Origin of the sequence: Acinetobacter sp. 102, assembly GCF_037028485.1 — a bacterium.
GTDB classification, from domain to species: Bacteria; Pseudomonadota; Gammaproteobacteria; order Pseudomonadales; family Moraxellaceae; genus Acinetobacter; species Acinetobacter higginsii.
The window spans coordinates 47,077-64,420 of record NZ_JAZEZK010000019.1; the positions used below are offsets into that span (position 1 = coordinate 47,077).

Genomic DNA, 17,344 nt, shown 5'->3' on the forward strand with positions numbered 1-17,344 from the left:
AAGGGAGGCTGGTGAGACGTTGGATCATCAGCCTTTTTGTCTAGCTAAGTTTTTTCAAATCATGAAAATTGAGAAAACAGTGGAGATTACATGAATCTGCTACTTATCGGTGTGTTATTAGCCCTTGTGGCAATTGCATATCAAATCGGGCTGAGTAAAAGCCGTAACCTAGCAGGTAAGGGAAATAACTCAGCAACACTACATTCTCGTCCAGGATATTATGGGGCGTTGGTTGCTTTGTGGTGTGGTATTCCTGCTTTTTTAATTTTGATTATTTGGAACTTGGTTGAACCAAGTATTTTACAGCATATTATTTTTAATAATATTCCTGCATCTGTAAGTTCGACCTTAGATGCGGCAGGTCGTGATGTTTTAACCAGTCGAGTGCAAGCCATTGCTTCTGGTTTCGGGGTAACAGATCAGCCAGCAGCATATGAAGTTGCAGCAGCGCAACAACTTGCTAAATTCCAGACCATTGGCTCATTTGCAAAACTTGCAGTGGTGATTAGTGCTGGACTGGCTGGTTTAGTGTGGGCAAAGCGTCATGTGAGCCAACAATTCCGTGCACGTAACCAAGTCGAAAAAACCATTAATGTTGCATTGATTCTGTGTTCTGGTGTCGCAATCCTGACAACAATCGGTATTGTTTTATCGATGTTGAGAGAAGCGTTACACTTTTTCCATTTTGTGAGTCCAGTTGATTTCTTCTTTGGTACTGAATGGAATCCAGGTTTTAGCACCTCAGGAAATGCAGAAGGCAGTTACGGTATCTTACCGCTGATTTGGGGAACCTTGATGGTCAGTGGTATCGCATTATTGGTTGCGGTACCGATTGGCTTGTTGGTTGCGATTTATCTGGCTGAATATGCATCGCCAAGGTTGCGTTCTTGGGCAAAACCTGCGATTGAGGTTTTGGCAGGGATTCCAACCATCGTTTATGGCGTATTCGCTTTAATGGTGATTGGCCCATTCTTCAAAATGGTGGGTGAGAGTGTTGGCATCAATATTAATGCGACCAGCGCACTCACCGCAGGTTTTGTAATGGGGATTATGATTATCCCATTCGTCTCCTCATTATCCGATGACATCATTACTCAGGTACCTCGCGCATTACGTGATGGTTCTTTGGGTTTAGGTGCAACGAAATCAGAAACGATTCGTCAAGTCGTTCTACCAGCTGCCCTACCAGGGATTACAGGGGCATTTTTACTTGCCGTATCCCGTGCCGTGGGTGAGACCATGATTGTGGTGCTTGCAGCAGGAAACAGTCCATTGTTGCATGCAAATCCATTTGAAGCAGTTTCAACCGTAACCGTCACGATTGTGAAGCAATTAACGGGGGATACTGACTTTGCCAGCCCGCAAGCACTGGTGGCATTTGCCCTTGGTTTAACGCTGTTTGTGATTACTTTGGGTCTAAACATTATTGCACTGTACATCGTGCGTAAATATCGTGAGCAATACGAATGAGTTCATCAAATACATCTCCTCTGGATCCGAACCTATTGGATCCTCAAGTAGCTGCTGAACAACGTGAGCAGCGTAAAAGAAAGATCCAAAGTTCTTTGGCTAAGCGTCATCGGAAAGAAAAAACCTTTCGCTTTGCCGGTATCTCGGCGGTTGTGATCGCGCTGGCATTTGTTGCCTTACTATTTGGTAGCATCTTGGCGAAAGGTCTGCCTGCTTTTTGGCAAAGCAGTATTACAGTTCCTGTTTATTTTGATCCAGCGATCATTAATGTTGGGGCGAAGCCAAAACAAACAGTTGGTGAAGCCCCAGCTCACTTTGAAGAGCGCATGGTCGCTTGGCAAACTGAAATGGGGATGGTGGATTGGGATGCCTTGATCGTAAATGGCATCGTTGCCAAAAATAAAGCATTAGAGTCTCAACGTGATTATCTAAGCAGTTTATATACCAGTTCTGAAGCATACCGTTTGCGTGATATGGTGCTTAAAAACCCTGCACTGATTGGAAGCAAAGAAGAGATCAAATTCTTAGCGGATGCCAATATAGATGTATGGTTAGCAGGTAATATTGACCGTAGTTTGCCAGATGATCAGCAACAACTTGAACCAGAAGTTCGTCAACTGGCAGATCAGTTAAAAGCAGAAGGAATTATTAAAAGTACCTTCAATACTAACTTGTTCTTTAGTCCAGATTCTCGTAGTTCACCTGCAACAAGTGGTTTAGCCGGCGCATTCATGGGTTCATTATTCATGATGATGATCGTGATTGTGATCTCGATTCCAATTGGTGTTGCGAGTGCAATTTATCTTGAAGAGTTTGCACCAAAGAACATGATGACGGACATTATTGAAGTCAACATTAATAACTTGGCTGCGGTTCCTTCAATTGTATTTGGTTTACTCGGTGCAGCTATCTTTATTGGCTGGATGCAATTGCCATTATCAGCACCACTGGTCGGTGGTTTGGTTCTGAGCTTAATGACTTTACCAACCGTGATTATCACGACACGTGCATCGTTAAAAGCAGTGCCGCCTTCGATTCGTCAAGCCGCGTTGGGTCTAGGCGCGTCGAAAGTACAAACCATTTTCCATCACGTATTGCCGCTGGCGTTACCGGGCATTATGACAGGTGCGATCATTGGGGTTGCACATGCACTGGGTGAAACTGCGCCATTACTTTTAATCGGAATGAGTGCTTTCGTTGCAAGCGTGCCGACAACACCACTCGATCAAGCAACCGCATTGCCAGTACAAGTGTATTTATGGCAAGGTAATGAATTACGTAACTTCTTCGAAGGACGTACTGCAGCAGCGATTATTGTTTTACTAGCGTTAATGATTGGTTTGAATAGCCTTGCCATTTGGCTCCGTAAGAAATTTGAAGTGCGTTGGTAATTGAGGAGAGTACAATGAATACGATTGATATTATGAACGCCGTAGAAAAGGATAAATCAGTGAATCCACAGCAAAAAGAATTTACGTCACCTGAAGCGCAAGTTCAGCAATCAAATACTGCATTTGTCTCTCAGTTTGAAACGGCTTCTTCAAATAAAAAGCCAAAAACGAGCGAAGTGAAAATCAGTACCAAAGATGTTCATGTTTATTATGGTGACGCTGAGGCGATCAAAGGCATCGACCTTGATGTTTACCAGAATGAGGTGATTGCATTTATTGGCCCATCGGGTTGTGGTAAATCAACGTTCTTACGGACTTTAAACCGTATGAATGACACGATTGATAGCTGCCGTGTGACAGGTAAGGTGACTTTGGATGATCAAGATATCTATGATCCAAACCTTGATGTGGTGTTATTGCGTGCGCAAGTAGGCATGGTGTTCCAAAAGCCAAACCCATTCCCAAAATCAATTTTTGACAATGTTGCTTATGGCCCGAAACTACATGGTCTGGCACGTGATAAATATGATTTAGAAGAAATCGTGGAAAACAGTTTACGTAAAGCGGGCTTATGGGATGAAGTCAAAGATCGTTTGAGTCAGCCAGGCACTGGTTTATCAGGTGGTCAGCAACAGCGTTTATGTATTGCACGTACCATTGCGGTGAGTCCAGAAGTGATTTTGATGGATGAACCATGTTCGGCACTCGATCCAATTGCGACCGCAAAAATTGAAGAATTGATCTCAGAATTGTCAGAACAATTCACCATTGCGATCGTCACCCACTCTATGCAACAAGCGGCGCGTGTCTCTGACCGTACAGCTTACTTCCATTTGGGTGACCTGATTGAAGTGAACTCGACTGAAAAAGTGTTTACTCAGCCTGATCATCAATTGACTGAAGCTTATATTACAGGGCGTTTTGGTTAATTTTTTAGGGTTATATAAAAAAGGGTCTTCGGACTCTTTTTTTATATATAAATGAAAATGAATCTATTTTGCAAAATCGCTATTGAATTTTTATTGAGCAGACCACATCTTAGAACAATAACGCCGAACTTATAGAGCACATACTTCATGTTATTCCATTTACCTAAGTTTCCTGCTGAAATTCGTATTAGTCATTTAAATGCGCGTGTGAATGAACAAAGAAAAAGAATTGCGCAAACGACAGCATCTCGTTTGGAGTTATTACAACTTGTTCAACAACTTTCCAAAGAAGCCAAGATCCGCAAAAAGAATGATCAAAAAATCTATGTCCTCGACTTTAAAGGGGATGTCCAAGCTTCTGCCGTAGATACTATTCGTGAAGAAATTACCCTGATTTTAGCGACTGCCAAAGCAGGGCATGACCGTGTTGTTGTTCGCTTGGAAAGTCCTGGTGGAATGGTGCATGGCTATGGTCTTGCAGCAGCTCAATTGGTGCGTTTACGTGATGCAGGCTTTCACGTCACCATCTGTGTAGATAAGGTTGCAGCCAGTGGTGGTTATATGATGGCATGTATTGCCAGCGAAATTATCTCTGCGCCGTTTGCTGTGGTTGGTTCGATTGGTGTGGTCGCACAAGTGCCAAACTTCAATCGTTTGTTAAAACAACATAATGTTGATTTTGAATTATATACCGCAGGTGAATACAAGCGTACCGTGACTATGTTTGGTGAAAATACACCAGAAGGTAAGGCGAAGTTTGAAGAAGAATTGCAGCAAACCCATTCTTTATTTAAACATTTTGTTGAGAAATATCGTCCTCAACTGGATATTACAAAAGTGGCAACAGGCGAGCACTGGTATGGTGAGGATGCCCGTGAACTGAACTTGGTAGATAAGTTGCAAACTTCAGATGAGTATTTATTAAGTCTATTACCAAAGCATGATATTTATGTGATTAATACCCGTAAACGTCCAACTTTTGGTGAGAAATTAGGTTTGCAAGCTGCACAAATGGCTGAGAGTTTAATTCCGACTGTGCTCAGTAAAATTACCGATAGTCTGGCAAAGGCAAATAGCACATTGGTACAAATGCGTGATCCAAAATTTTAATGATTGGAACTGTAAAATGATCTTGAAAAACCAGTCTATAGGGCTGGTTTTTTTATGTGCCTTACTGCTGATTTCTATGAAAATACTTGGCTAGATTTGAATATTTGGTGAATTAAACAAACATGACAAAACTTCTGATCGAAGAGATTGTAGTCATATCAATCATTTGATATTTTATTTGCAAGATGAATTACTTAATTATTCATTAATCGAAGAATTATTTAAAAATATAATTGATAAGTGAGCATAATAATCACAAGAGTTGTTGTTTTTTCAAAGAAAAACTCGAATATCCTACAAGATGCACAACTAAAAAGTGTGGTTTTAGACCAGCCTTCGATCGTACAGATTGGTGTAAATCAAGCAGATATTAAATCAATTATCAAGCAAGGTAATGATCTTGTCATTACACTAAAAAATGGTGAAAAGATTGTTGTTAGTGGTTTTTATAGTAATGAAAATCTAACCGAACACAGCCTAGCACTCGCAAAAGTGGATGGTACTTATGCGGTCGCAGAGTTTGATGATTCGGGTAAATTTGTTCGTTATGCCCCAGCGACCTCATTGACCCAATTTGCATATACTGATGCAGTTACTACACCAGTTTCTCAGCCTCAAAATGTTGATCATGATTCTGCGATTAGTAAATCCCAATTATGGAAAGTGGGTTTGGCTGCTTTAGTCGCAGAAGGTGTGTATTTATGGGCAGTAAAAGATGATGATGACGATAAAAATAAAAGTAGTAACCAACCGATTGATATAACACCACCAGGGACACCGACAGCGAATTTGGGTACAGATACACAAACCATTACGGGTAAAACCGAAGCTAAGGCCAAAATCGAAATTAAGGATGCTGCGGGGAAAGTGATTGCTACGACTCAAGCCGATGCCGAAGGAAATTACACGATTAAGCTGGATCAGCCTTTGGTGAATGGTGGCAAGGTCAGCGTGACCGCGATCGATAGTTCTGGCAATGCCTCTAAAGCAGCTGTCGTGACGGGAAATAAAGATACCATTGCACCAGATGCGCCGACAGCACAACTTAATGCAGATGGCACAATTGTTACTGGCAAGGCAGAAGCCAATGCAAAAGTCTCGATTTATGATGCTGATGGAAAACTATTAGGTACCGTGATTGCGAATAAAGAAGGACTGTATTCGATAAAAGTTTCACCTGTATTAACCAGTGACAAAGGCGGAACAGTGGTTGCCGAAGATGCTGCAGGAAACAAATCGACACCTTCTAAAGTGATTGCCGGAAAAGATACTTTGCCTCCTGATCAACCTTTTGTGGATGTAAATAAGGAAGGTTCCTCAATTCAAGGTCGAGCAGAGGCGAATAGCAAGGTACAGATCAAAGATGCGGATGGAAAAATCATTGGCAGTGGAGTCACAGATGCGCAGGGTAAATTTCAGATTACACTTTCACCCGCATTAGCCACAGATAAAAAGGCAACCATCATTGTAGAAGATGCTGCTGGCAACCAGTCCAAGCCACTTGAGATTACTGCTGGAAAGGACACTATTGCGCCAGATAAAGCGGTTGCTGAAATCAATGCAGCAGGTGATTCGGTGGTAGGGACAGCGGAAGCAAATAGTAAAATTGAAATTAGAAGTGCAGATGGGAAAACGCTGTATGGTTCAGGTACTGTTGGTGCGGATGGAAAATTTAGCATTACACTTTCATCAGCTTTAACCGATAAAAATGTAGGTAAAGTCTATATCATTGATGCTGCAGGGAACCGTTCCGAAGCTTCCGATGTGGTCGGGACAAAAGATACCATTGCGCCCAATAAACCTATTTTGCAAACGGTCATGGATGATGTCGGTGCAGTAAAAGGGGCGATCGCTGCGGGAGGTGATACCGATGATAGCAAACCGACTTTGGCAGGTGTGGGCGAAGCAAAAGCCGTCCTGACGATTTATGACAATGGTCAACCGATTGGTACGGTAACAGTCGGGGATAATGGCAGATGGAGTTTTGAAGTTAAGCAGGATTTGAGTGTAGGGGCGCATAAAATCACCTTAACCCTGACTGATGCAGCAGGGAATATTAGTGAGACGAGTGATGCATTTAGTTTTAATGTGCTTGCACCTGCTGTAGCGAAAGCATCTTTGGCAGATACGGTTGATTTGGAAGCCTTGCAAACCCAGCAAGCTGAACCTGTTTCTGAATCGACCAACACTGAAAAATTGGGCTTAAGCAGCTTATTATCTTCTCCAGAACCAACATCAAATCAGTTGGATGAGGTTTTGAACCAATTGCTTACAGGGCAAAACTCATCTCCTACAATCAGTCATTCAGCAAACGCTGATTTAACAAATCTGGATTATGCTCAGACCATTAAAGCCGATCCTTTAGACCAGCTTACGGTATTGCAACATTCTATTATTTAATTGGTATTCATATTGAGAATAGCGCCTATTTTTGAATAGGCGTTTTTTGTTTGAGCAGTTGAATAATACCGATTAGCAGTGCTCCGATGGTTGCAAGGAACATATCTTTGTGGGCATCCCACACGTCGCCTTGTTGGCCATTATAGTTTTCAGCATCTTCAGGTGATAAACCAATGGCGATCCACCATTCGATCAGTTCATAAAACATGCTCGATGCCATGACAAACTGGATAACCAGCAGAAATAGGGTCAAAGGTTTGGCAGTTGGTAACCAGACTTGAAAACAGCGATAGAAAAAAGGATAGAGTAATAGACCGTAAGCAAAATGCACCAGTCGATCATACATATTACGTGACCAACCCATGGTTTGATTTAAGTCAAAGTGAAAAAGGCTTTCAATCCATTCATTATAAGGCACATAAGAGTAGAGGTAGTGTGCCCCTAAGATATGGATCAAAAGAAAGCCCAGATAGAGGCAAAAACTATAAAAACTGATGCCAATCTTTTTCATCGTGACGATGAGGGCGATGAGCATCAACACGGTACCCGCTTGGTGTAGTAGATAAGCCTCAAACTCAAGCGGTTGAATACTTGCAATTGCAACCACCAGAAGCACAATCGCCAGTGCAATATAATGTTTTAAACTCAGTTGTTGTTCGATCAGGTGGTGTTTCAAAAAGTATGCTGAAAAAAAGCAGGTTGGATTTTGATAAAATAGAGAAATGCGAATAACTCTAGAAATCAAGTGTCCAGCCTGCCTAAGTGACAGTATAAAGAAAAATGGCACAAAAGTAGATGGTAAGCAAAATTACCAATGTAAAATATGCAGACGTCAATTTATTGGTGATCATGCTCTCAGTTATCAAGGCTGTCACTCAGGTATCAAAACCAAAATATTACACCTCATGGTGCGAGGCAGTGGTGTCAGGGATATAGCAGAAATTGAAAGAGTAAGTATCGGTAAAGTTCTACGGACACTTAGCCAATCAAAATATCAACTTCGAGCACAGCAAAGTCATTATGAAACCCTTGAAGTAGATGAGTTTTGGACTTTTGTTGGTCATAAGCAAAATAAACAATGGCTAATTTATGCCTATCATCGAGAAACAGGTGAAATTGTTGCTTATGTATGGGGTAACCGAGATTTAGCCACGGCAAAACGACTTAAATTAAAATTGAAGCAGTTAGGTGTAAGCTATACATGTATATCAAGTGACCATTGGGATAGCTTTGTTACGACCTTTAAAGAATGCAAACAGTTGATTGGTAAATTTTTCACTGTGGGTATAGAAGGCAATAATTGTCGATTACGGCATCGAATCAGGCGAGGCTTTAGGAGAAGCTGCAACTTCTCCAAAAAGCTTGAAAATCATTTCAAAGCCTTTGATTTAGTGTTCTTTTATATCAATAATGGATTCGTTTAATGCCAGCATACTTTTTGAAACACCACCGTTCGATCATACTGTATCCTAAATACAGTCAGGCAAGTTTTATTGCTGTTACTCAGTGGCCTTTACTGCAATTGTTCCTTTGGCTGTAGAGACGCCACCGAGTGCCTGACATGCTTGCTTATATAATTGATATTTTTGTTGTACAACTTCATCGAGCGGAATGTCAAAGAGATCTTCACCATTCTTATATTGTTCAATATAAGATGCTGCTTTGTCTTTATTCGCCGCCAGTGATTGTTGATAAAAATTTGAAATAGAAGAAGTTGCTAACTCATTGGATTCAATATTGTTACATTGAAAACTCTGTAGGACTTTTTCAGCGCGTTTTACTTCGCTTGATTTCCCAAAGATACAACCGGTTAAGCTCACGGTGGCAATGAGCAAGTACAAAAGCTTCATGATCGATAGAGTAGAATTTTAAAGGTGCTATTATTGTATATAAGGTGAATTTTATAAATTAATTATTTATGTCTAACACGATAAAAATTAATATTTTTTTACTCTGCATATCTAATTGTACAAAAGTTAAATAGACTGGATGTAAAATGAAAATAAGAAAAGCGCGGCTGTGTGATTGTTGATGCCTGTGTACCCTATAATTTATAGCGCTGCAGGTAATCAAGGAAACGAGCTTTGAAGGGGGAGTCCCCATATAATTCCAGATGGTCGCCGTATGGAGTGGTTATTTTAAACAGCAGTTTGTAAATAGTAGATAAAAACATTCAATTGATTGATAAAAAATGATTTTTAGCGGTATGCTAAATAGGAAAGTCATCAACACATCTTGTTATGTACATTAAGCACCCTTTTTTATTCTGTTTTTTGATTGGTCTCTCTGCTGGAGCTTATGCGGATGATTATGATTTTTTTGCAGAGCCGAGCGAAGATACAGAACATATGTTTGATGCTGCTTATCCTGAAATGAAAACAGCATATTCAGTTTTGCATAACCAATTTTTTCAAAATGAACGTTGGCGTGTCTATAACTATACGGCTTATCAAACCAATCAGTTTAACCATAAGATGTTGACAGGCGATACCACTAGCCTGTCACTGGATGATTTTTCGATTTCAGTCGGTTATGGCATGATGTATCAGTTGAACCAGACCAATCGAATTGGCTATGAATATCTTTCCAGTTTTCCCTTTGACCGAGGGCAATTGATTCGATTTTTCTGGTTACGGATTTTTTAACTGACTTTTTGATATAAACCGGCTCTGACCATACCTGCTTTGGTTTCTTTTATTTTCTGCCAAGTAGGCGGTAGGGTGAGTTGAGCTAAATCTCGATCTGCTTCTACATAAATATAAGCATGGTTTGCAATCATTGGGTTAGCCAGCTCAGCTAACTCTTGCCATAAATCTAGACTATAGGGCGGATCAAGAAACACCACATCAAAACTTGCGTTTAATTTTTTTAAAGCTTGCTGTGCCGTTGCAACATGCAGTTGGCAATTTTCCGCTTTTAGCAGTTGAATATTGTCTTTTAAGACTTTGGCTTGTGTTGGATTCGGTTCAATCATTACGACTTTTGCAGCTCCACGAGAAAGCGCTTCGAAACCTAATGCACCAGAGCCACTGCACAAGTCTAAAACCTGTGCGTTTTGAATATCCCACATCAACCAGTTGAATAGTGTTTCACGGACACGATCTGGTGTTGGACGTAAACCATCAATACTGGCAAAGGGTAAAGTACGGCGTTTCCAGTTACCACCGATGATACGTAATTGATTTTTCATTATTCAGTCACTCCATCCGTAGGTTGAGCACCTGTTGCTGGTGCAACAGGTGTAGAAGCTGGAGCGGATGAAGCGACGGGTGTAGATGCTGCTTGGCCATTCTGTGTTGCCGTGGTTGCAACACTGCTGCTTGGTAGTTCACCTGGTTTAATTCCCGCAGTCATTAAGCCTCCACTGACTTGATGGCTAGCTGGACGAAGTGGATTCTTTTTACGTGTCACCAGCCAATAGTCAAAGATTGGACGTGCTAGTTGGGCAGCTGAACCGCCATGTTTACCATTTTCCCAAACCACGGCAATGGCAATTTCAGGATTATCGGCAGGCGCAAAACCAACGAATAAGCCATGGTCCCATTGTCGAGATGAAAGTGCTGCTTCGTTATAACGTTTACCTTGAGCAATACTCTTGACTTGGGCTGTCCCTGTTTTACCTGCGATTGAATATTGCAAACCACCTTTAATACCACGACCTGTACCAGATTGAATCACATCCACCATTGCATCATGCATGTTGATCCAATCTTGTTCTGTACCATTGAAATTAATTTTGCCATCAGGCGCGTTATGGACACTAAATTTTTTGGCACCTTTGGTTTCTCTGAGTACATGTGGTGTGACATGTGAACCTTTATTGGCTGTGATCGCAGTTGCCATAGCAAGTTGTAAAGGTGTAGAGGTAAATGCCCCTTGCCCGATACTGACTGAAATGGTTTCACCTTTTAGCCATTTGGATTTACGCGTTCGCATTTTCCATTCAGGACTCGGGTAGAGACCTGTGCTTTCACTTGGTAAATCAACTCCAGTTTTTTCACCAAAGCCAAATTGGCGCATCCAGTCATTCATTTTCTCAATGCCCATGCGATAGGACAGGACATAGAAATAGGTATCGCAGGACACAATTTGAGCTTTATGCATGTTCACTGAACCATGACCCGTTTTTTTATGGTCACGGAAGCGGTGACTGTCACCAGGCAATGAGAAATAACCTGGATCGGAAATTGCAGTGCTCCAATCGACGAGACCATAATGAATACCACCTAAACCAAACATTGGTTTAATGGTTGAACCTGGTGGATATGCCCCCTGAACCGCACGGTTATAAAGCGGTTGATCGAGGTTGTCACGCAGTCCACTATAGTCTTTGGAACTAATTCCTGTCACGAAGAGGTTTGGATTAAAACTTGGGCTGGAGACCAATGCGAGGATTTCACCTGTACGTGGGTCCATGGCTACAATTGCACCACGGCGATCTGCCAATTGTTTTGCGGCAATAGTTTGTAAACCGTAATCAAGTGATAAATACAGATCATTACCACGCGCTGGATTTTGGCGACCTAAATTACGTAGTACATTGCCGTGTGCATCGGCTTCAACAGATTCATAGCCAGGAATACCATGCAACAGGTCTTCATAGCTTTTTTCGACCCCAATTTTACCAATCAGGTTGGTACCCGCATATAAATCCTTATCAATAGACTTGAGTTCTTTATCATTGATACGCCCCACATAACCAATCACATGCGCAAACAATTCACCATGTGGATAGTAGCGGGTCATTTGGGTTTCAATTTTGACCCCAGGAAAGGCATATTTCACTTCACTGAATTTGGCAATATCGGTTTCAGTCAAATTCAATTTGATCGCAAGGCGTTCAGTTTTACGTGCAGTTTTGACACGGCTTTTAAAGCGGTCAACATCATCTTGGGTCAAGCCCAGAATTGGAATGAGACGGGTAATGGTGTCATCAATATCGCTGACATCGGCACGACTCAGTGTTGCAGTGAAAACTGGATAGTTATCTGCTAATAGCACGCCGTTACGATCGTAGATGTAGCCACGAGCGGGTGCTAATGGCTGTAAGCGAATACGGTTCTTATCTGATGCCGTTGTAAAATCATCGTAATGAACGATCTGTAAATATGCATAACGACAGATCAATAAAAGTAGAAAAATCGCCACGACAAAGATTGCAAAAAAGATTCGACCCTTATAAATGCGCTTTTCTTGTTGCATATTTTTTAAAGGAAAGTGCTGTTTCATAGGGTGTCGACTTAATTACAAGATGGAGAGAATACAAAGGCTACGCATTTTAACGTAAGTTGCATGATCATACTGTAGAATTTTCAACAAATCATGCAAATGATGCTGCGACAGCTTTTGACTTTGCAGACATTAAAATTGTATGGTCTTGTATATTAGAAGCAAAATAATTCTGTTAAAGTCACAAACAGTTTGAAATAGGATTTTCCAATACACTCTTAGGGAAAATGGAGAAAATAATGAGAAAAATTTGCCTTTTATTATCGGTTTTAACACTTACTGGTTTTGCCCATGCTGACGAAAATCCGTTTAAGCCTGAGCCTAAATTAAAAGATGCAAACGTTTCAACGTGGAATGTAGGTGCAGGTTTTACTAAGAAATTATTACATGCCAACCTTGAATGGGTAAATCCGTATGGGATTGCCTACGCCAAAGCGGGTGCATTTTTAAATGATGACAATGAACCCGGTGGACAAATTGGATTCCGTTACCCGTACTACTTAACTGGTACCGATAAAAATGGTTATTACCTTGGTGTCTATGCAGGACATTTAGACAGTAAGAACTATGGGGGTAAACAAAAGGGCAACTTGGGTGTTGGTGCCGATCTTGCTTATGTCTGGTTGAATAGTGAGCGTATCAGCACATTCAGTGTAGGCGCAGGAGTACGCGAAAAAATAGAAGATGGGAATGGCAATACTGTGAAAAAATCAGAACCTGTCCTTCAGTTTTCTTATACCTTAAGTTTTGGTTTGTAAGAGGAAATTAACGTTCATCCTTTTATAGGCCATCATGTATCAATAATTCAGAGAGTCATGCATGTTTGATTACGTCAATGAATTGTGGCAGATTTTCCTAAATCGACCTGACCATCTGGCAGTCTTGAGTATCATCCCTGTGACCGCCTTTGTAACATGGGCACACGTATGGATGGCATTGAAAATGGTATTTTACCCAATCAACTTTTGGGGCTTCCATTTAGGACCATTACCTGTCGGTTGGCAAGGAATTGTGCCACGTAAAGCTGGACGTATTTCAGGCATCATCACTGATAACACGCTATCTAAATTGGGTTCATTGCGAGAGTTTTTAGAAGCAATGGATCCAGAAGATATGGCGATGATCATCGGTGAGCAGGTAGGGTTTGAGCTTGAGCATCTGATTGATGAAGTGATGATTGATCGTAATGCTGTACTTTGGGAAAACCTACCTTATTCGATTAAGCGTCGTATCTACGCGCAAGCACATAAACAGTTACCCACGACACTTAGGGAACTTGTGACTGAGCTGACCATGAACGTTGAGTCACTGGTGGACATGCGTGAAATGGTGGTGAGCCAAATGGAAGGTGACCGCCGTTTAATGGTACGCATGTTCCTGAAAGTGGGTCAGAAAGAAATTAATTTTATTTGGCATATCAGTGCATTAATAGGGATGTTCTTTGGTATATTCCAAATGATCGTTTGGTTTGTAGTGCCATGGCACTGGACGGTTCCGTTTTGGGCAGCAATCTGGGGCTTTTTAACCAACTGGATTGCGATCTGGATGGTCTTCAATCCGATTGAACCACACTATATTCGTTATCCGCAGATTTTTCGTCTGACCAAAGACCGCAAATTTCCTTGGATTGTGCCTGTGTTAAAGATTGGTACTTACAACGTTCAAGGCGCATTTATGAAGCGTCAGGAAGAGGTTTCCGATGTATTTGCCAGTGTAGTGACTGAAGATTTAATTACCTTAAAGTCCATCATGACTGAAATGATGTATGGTAGTAGAAAAGACAAAACTCGTCGTATTGTCAAGCGTCATATCAATGAAATTATGGAAACTCCACTGGTCAGAACCTCATTGCAGCTTTCATTAGGGCCAAGAGAATATGCTAGACTCAAGACCGACTTGATTGATCGCTCAATTGAAATTACCATGGGACCAGTATGTGACCCAGCTTTGAATGCAAGTCGTGCGCAGAAGATCTTTCAAATGTTTAGAGACCGCATCCGTGAACTAACACCGAAAGAGTTCCAAAACTTATTGCGTCCTGCGTTCCAAGAAGATGAGTGGATCTTAATTGTACTCGGTGGGGTGACTGGTTTCTTTGCTGGTTTAATTCACTTATTTGTTGCTTTCTTATAATTAATTTGATGTTGGTTGAGTGATAAGTCTGTATGATATTGCTCAATTTAAGATTTATTGTTTTTAAATGAGGATGTTCTTTTATGCGCATTATTTTACTCGGACCACCTGGGGCAGGCAAAGGTACTCAAGCTCAGTTGATCTGTAAGCGCTACAATATCCCACAAATTTCAACCGGTGATATGCTCCGTGCTGCAATTCGTGAAGGTACTGAACTTGGCTTAAAAGCGAAAAGCGTCATGGAATCAGGCGGTTTAGTCTCTGATGAACTGATTATTGGCTTGGTTAAAGAACGTATTGCTCAGCCTGACTGTGAAAATGGTTGTATCTTTGACGGTTTCCCGCGCACAATTCCACAAGCTGAAGCATTAGAAACAGCTGGAATTAGCATTGATCACGTGATTGAGATTGCTGTACCTGACGAAGAAATCGTGCAACGTCTTTCTGGTCGTCGTCAGCACCCTGCATCGGGTCGTGTTTATCACATTGTTTACAATCCACCAAAAGTGGAAGGTAAAGATGATGAAACAGGTGAAGACCTAGTGCAACGCCCAGATGACCAAGAAGAAACGATTCGTAAGCGTCTTGGGTCTTACCATAGCGAAACTGAGCAATTGGTTGGTTTCTATCAAGGTCGTGCTGCTTCTGGTGAAAATGCACCAACTTATGACAAGCTAGATGGTTTACGTGCCATCGAAAACGTTCAAGCTGATTTATTTGCAATCTTAGATAAATAATTTAAGTTGCAGATTTTAAAAGAGCTCTGAATACAGAGCTCTTTTTATTTGGAGGAAGCTCATGCTAAAAGTTGTTTTGATTTTAGTGGTCATTTTCAGCATCGTTTTACTGTTATTTCTTTTGTACCAAAGTCAGAAAATGCTGCGTCATGTGCAACAGCAACAAGCCTTGGAAAATAGAAAAAATGGTAAAGCTCGCCAATTACATCCAAAACTGCAACAGCAAAAAAAACCTCAGGATTAACTGAGGTTTTTTATTGCGATTGGTTTGCTTGCACCAAATTCAAACCGATCTGGCCAGTTACAGACATCTGCAACGATACATTCACCACATTTCGGTTTACGTGCGATACAGCAATAACGACCATGTAAGATCAGCCAGTGATGGGCATCAATAATAAATTCTTTCGGAATTACTTTAATCAAGCGATCTTCTACTTCTAAAACATTTTTTCCAACAGCTAAACCAGTGCGGTTACCGACACGAAAAATGTGCGTATCAACGGCCATGGTCGGCTGACCAAAAGCAGTATTCAGTACCACGTTCGCCGTTTTACGTCCTACACCGGGGAGGGCTTCCAATTCTTTACGTGTTTCTGGAATTTGACCTTGATATTGATCCACCAAAATTCGGCAGGTTTTAATCACGTTTTCAGCTTTAGAATTATATAAGCCAATGGTCTTGATATATGATTTTAAACCATCAATTCCGAGGTCTAAAATGGCTTGAGCGGTATTGGCATCAGGATAGAGTTTATCCGTGGCTTTGTTGACGCTGACATCAGTTGCTTGAGCAGACAGCAATACTGCAATCAGTAGCTCAAAAGGAGAGGAATAGTTCAGCTCGGTCTGAGGATGTGGTCTCTGTTCACGTAAACGTTCAAAAAAGGTCTGGATCTGCTTTTTAGTCATATTTTTTACGGACATTTAGACCTCCTGCAACTCAGTTAGACGTTGTTGTAAAGCAATTAATTGGGCTTGCTTTGATTCATCAGCACGAACACTGAGTTGTTTTTCAAGTTTTTTAATCTGGGTGCGTACTTTTGCAAGTTCGATTGTTGTTTTCGCATCGAGTGTGGTGTTTTCTTTCGGCTTATCCGCCAAGGTTATCACGGGGACATTATTGAGCGCCTGAGAAAATTGGGCGAAAAACTCCACATCAATTTCAGCACGTACAATTGGCCCTTTACGGCTCAAGCGACGTTTTTCTTCACGTTGGATATGCGCGTAATAACGATGTCTTAAATCATCCTGTTCAGCCGTACGTTGCGTTGTGGTGGGTAAAGGTTGGGTATCTTCAACCAGATCAATGCAGTCGACTGGACAAGGTGGAATGCATAACTCACAACCCGTACACAGGTCAGTCAAAATACTGTGCATTAATTTTCCACTACCAATAATCGCATCGACAGGGCAGGCACTAATACATTTGGTACAGCCAATACATTCATCTTCACGAATCACAGCTTTGATCCGTTGTGGTCGACCATCCAGTTGAATATCCCAAACGCTGGGTTCAGCTTTGAGTTGCGGGCGTTCTAACAAGGCTGCCAGTGCATCTGCAACAGGTTGTCCACCAGGCACACATTTATTGGCTTCCTCACCCTCTGCAATCGATTTTGCATAAGGTAAGCAGCCATCACGATGCCCGCATAAACCACATTGTGTTTGTGGTAACAGTTGGTCAATTTGGACAATAAGCGCATGTTGTGCAGTTGGGGACATGTATCGAAGATGAAGCAAAAAAACAGGGAGCTTAGTATAGCAAATAATGATTTATCGCGGCGAAGCAATCGAAAAATATCCGTAGCGTTGAAAATAGGTTGTGCTTATAAATAGTGCTTTTATTGATGTTTTTTAGTGCAATTAAGTTTTCAGATAAATCTGCTTTCCTGTTGGAATGTGACTTTTTCTACATTTTTGACCTTCATTTATTATATAAATA

General features: G+C 41.3%; 17 protein-coding genes. 11 read left to right on the plus strand and 6 right to left on the minus strand.

What is annotated here, in order from left to right:
- Positions 1–90: 90 nt before the first annotated feature.
- From pstC to blp2, 5 genes are all read left to right on the plus strand, one after another.
- Positions 91–1,470, plus strand: a complete 1,380-nt coding sequence (gene pstC, locus WA352_RS17220) for a phosphate ABC transporter permease subunit PstC (RefSeq protein ID WP_004652128.1) — start codon at positions 91–93, stop codon at positions 1,468–1,470.
- On the plus strand, positions 1,467–2,861 hold the full coding sequence (gene pstA / locus WA352_RS17225) for a phosphate ABC transporter permease PstA (RefSeq protein ID WP_005202321.1): 1,395 nt from the start codon (positions 1,467–1,469) through the stop codon (positions 2,859–2,861). Before pstC ends, pstA begins: the two co-directional genes overlap by 4 nt.
- 14 nt (positions 2,862–2,875) lie before the next feature.
- Complete coding sequence (pstB, locus tag WA352_RS17230; RefSeq protein WP_005202323.1) at positions 2,876–3,790, plus strand: phosphate ABC transporter ATP-binding protein PstB; 915 nt, start codon at positions 2,876–2,878, stop codon at positions 3,788–3,790.
- Between the two features lie 147 nt (positions 3,791–3,937).
- Positions 3,938–4,900, plus strand: coding sequence for a protease SohB (sohB, locus tag WA352_RS17235; RefSeq protein WP_005202324.1), 963 nt, complete (start codon positions 3,938–3,940; stop codon positions 4,898–4,900).
- A gap of 252 nt (positions 4,901–5,152) precedes the next feature.
- Complete coding sequence (gene blp2 / locus WA352_RS17240; protein WP_005202326.1) at positions 5,153–7,300, plus strand: Ig-like repeat protein Blp2; 2,148 nt, start codon at positions 5,153–5,155, stop codon at positions 7,298–7,300.
- Positions 7,301–7,325: 25 nt separating this feature from the next.
- Here blp2 and WA352_RS17245 read toward each other — a convergent pair whose 3' ends face one another.
- Complete coding sequence (locus tag WA352_RS17245; protein ID WP_005202327.1) at positions 7,326–7,964, minus strand: DUF2238 domain-containing protein; 639 nt, start codon at positions 7,962–7,964, stop codon at positions 7,326–7,328.
- Between the two features lie 58 nt (positions 7,965–8,022).
- On the opposite strand from WA352_RS17245, the gene WA352_RS17250 reads away from it, so the two are divergent.
- Positions 8,023–8,724 carry an IS1 family transposase gene (locus tag WA352_RS17250; RefSeq protein WP_004282341.1) on the plus strand — a complete coding sequence of 234 codons (702 nt, stop codon included), beginning with the start codon at positions 8,023–8,025 and terminating at the stop codon, positions 8,722–8,724.
- Between the two features lie 75 nt (positions 8,725–8,799).
- Here the strand turns inward: WA352_RS17250 and WA352_RS17255 are convergent, their stop codons facing one another.
- On the minus strand, positions 8,800–9,150 hold the full coding sequence (locus tag WA352_RS17255) for a hypothetical protein (RefSeq protein ID WP_004801268.1): 351 nt from the start codon (positions 9,148–9,150) through the stop codon (positions 8,800–8,802).
- Positions 9,151–9,540: 390 nt separating this feature from the next.
- On the opposite strand from WA352_RS17255, the gene WA352_RS17260 reads away from it, so the two are divergent.
- Positions 9,541–9,945 (plus strand): hypothetical protein, encoded by a 405-nt coding sequence (locus tag WA352_RS17260; protein ID WP_005202329.1) that lies wholly within the window; start codon positions 9,541–9,543, stop codon positions 9,943–9,945.
- Here the strand turns inward: WA352_RS17260 and rsmD are convergent.
- The gene (gene rsmD, locus WA352_RS17265) at positions 9,942–10,490 is read right to left on the minus strand and encodes a 16S rRNA (guanine(966)-N(2))-methyltransferase RsmD (RefSeq protein WP_005202330.1); all 549 of its coding nucleotides are present in this window, start codon (positions 10,488–10,490) and stop codon (positions 9,942–9,944) included. The genes WA352_RS17260 and rsmD overlap by 4 nt on opposite strands.
- On the minus strand, positions 10,490–12,529 hold the full coding sequence (gene mrdA, locus WA352_RS17270; RefSeq protein WP_005202332.1) for a penicillin-binding protein 2: 2,040 nt from the start codon (positions 12,527–12,529) through the stop codon (positions 10,490–10,492). Before mrdA ends, rsmD begins: the two co-directional genes overlap by 1 nt.
- A gap of 239 nt (positions 12,530–12,768) precedes the next feature.
- On the opposite strand from mrdA, the gene WA352_RS17275 reads away from it, so the two are divergent.
- The 4 genes from WA352_RS17275 (at position 12,769) to WA352_RS17290 (ending at position 15,643) form a co-directional block, all read left to right on the plus strand.
- Positions 12,769–13,287 carry a hypothetical protein gene (locus WA352_RS17275; RefSeq protein ID WP_004801255.1) on the plus strand — a complete coding sequence of 173 codons (519 nt, stop codon included), beginning with the start codon at positions 12,769–12,771 and terminating at the stop codon, positions 13,285–13,287.
- Positions 13,288–13,348: 61 nt separating this feature from the next.
- A complete protein-coding gene (locus WA352_RS17280) occupies positions 13,349–14,662 on the plus strand; it encodes a hypothetical protein (RefSeq protein ID WP_005202334.1) in 1,314 nt (437 codons plus the stop codon).
- Positions 14,663–14,745: 83 nt separating this feature from the next.
- Positions 14,746–15,399 carry an adenylate kinase gene (gene adk / locus WA352_RS17285; RefSeq protein ID WP_004801251.1) on the plus strand — a complete coding sequence of 218 codons (654 nt, stop codon included), beginning with the start codon at positions 14,746–14,748 and terminating at the stop codon, positions 15,397–15,399.
- Between the two features lie 61 nt (positions 15,400–15,460).
- Entirely contained in the window at positions 15,461–15,643 is a 183-nt protein-coding gene (locus tag WA352_RS17290) for a hypothetical protein (RefSeq protein ID WP_004801249.1), read from the plus strand.
- On the opposite strand, the gene nth is transcribed toward WA352_RS17290, so the two are convergent.
- Both nth and WA352_RS17300 read right to left on the minus strand, forming a co-directional pair.
- The gene (gene nth, locus WA352_RS17295) at positions 15,640–16,326 is read right to left on the minus strand and encodes an endonuclease III (RefSeq protein WP_005202335.1); all 687 of its coding nucleotides are present in this window, start codon (positions 16,324–16,326) and stop codon (positions 15,640–15,642) included. The genes WA352_RS17290 and nth overlap by 4 nt on opposite strands.
- The gene (locus WA352_RS17300) at positions 16,327–17,142 is read right to left on the minus strand and encodes an RnfABCDGE type electron transport complex subunit B (RefSeq protein WP_225761804.1); all 816 of its coding nucleotides are present in this window, start codon (positions 17,140–17,142) and stop codon (positions 16,327–16,329) included.
- Positions 17,143–17,344 lie beyond the last annotated feature (202 nt).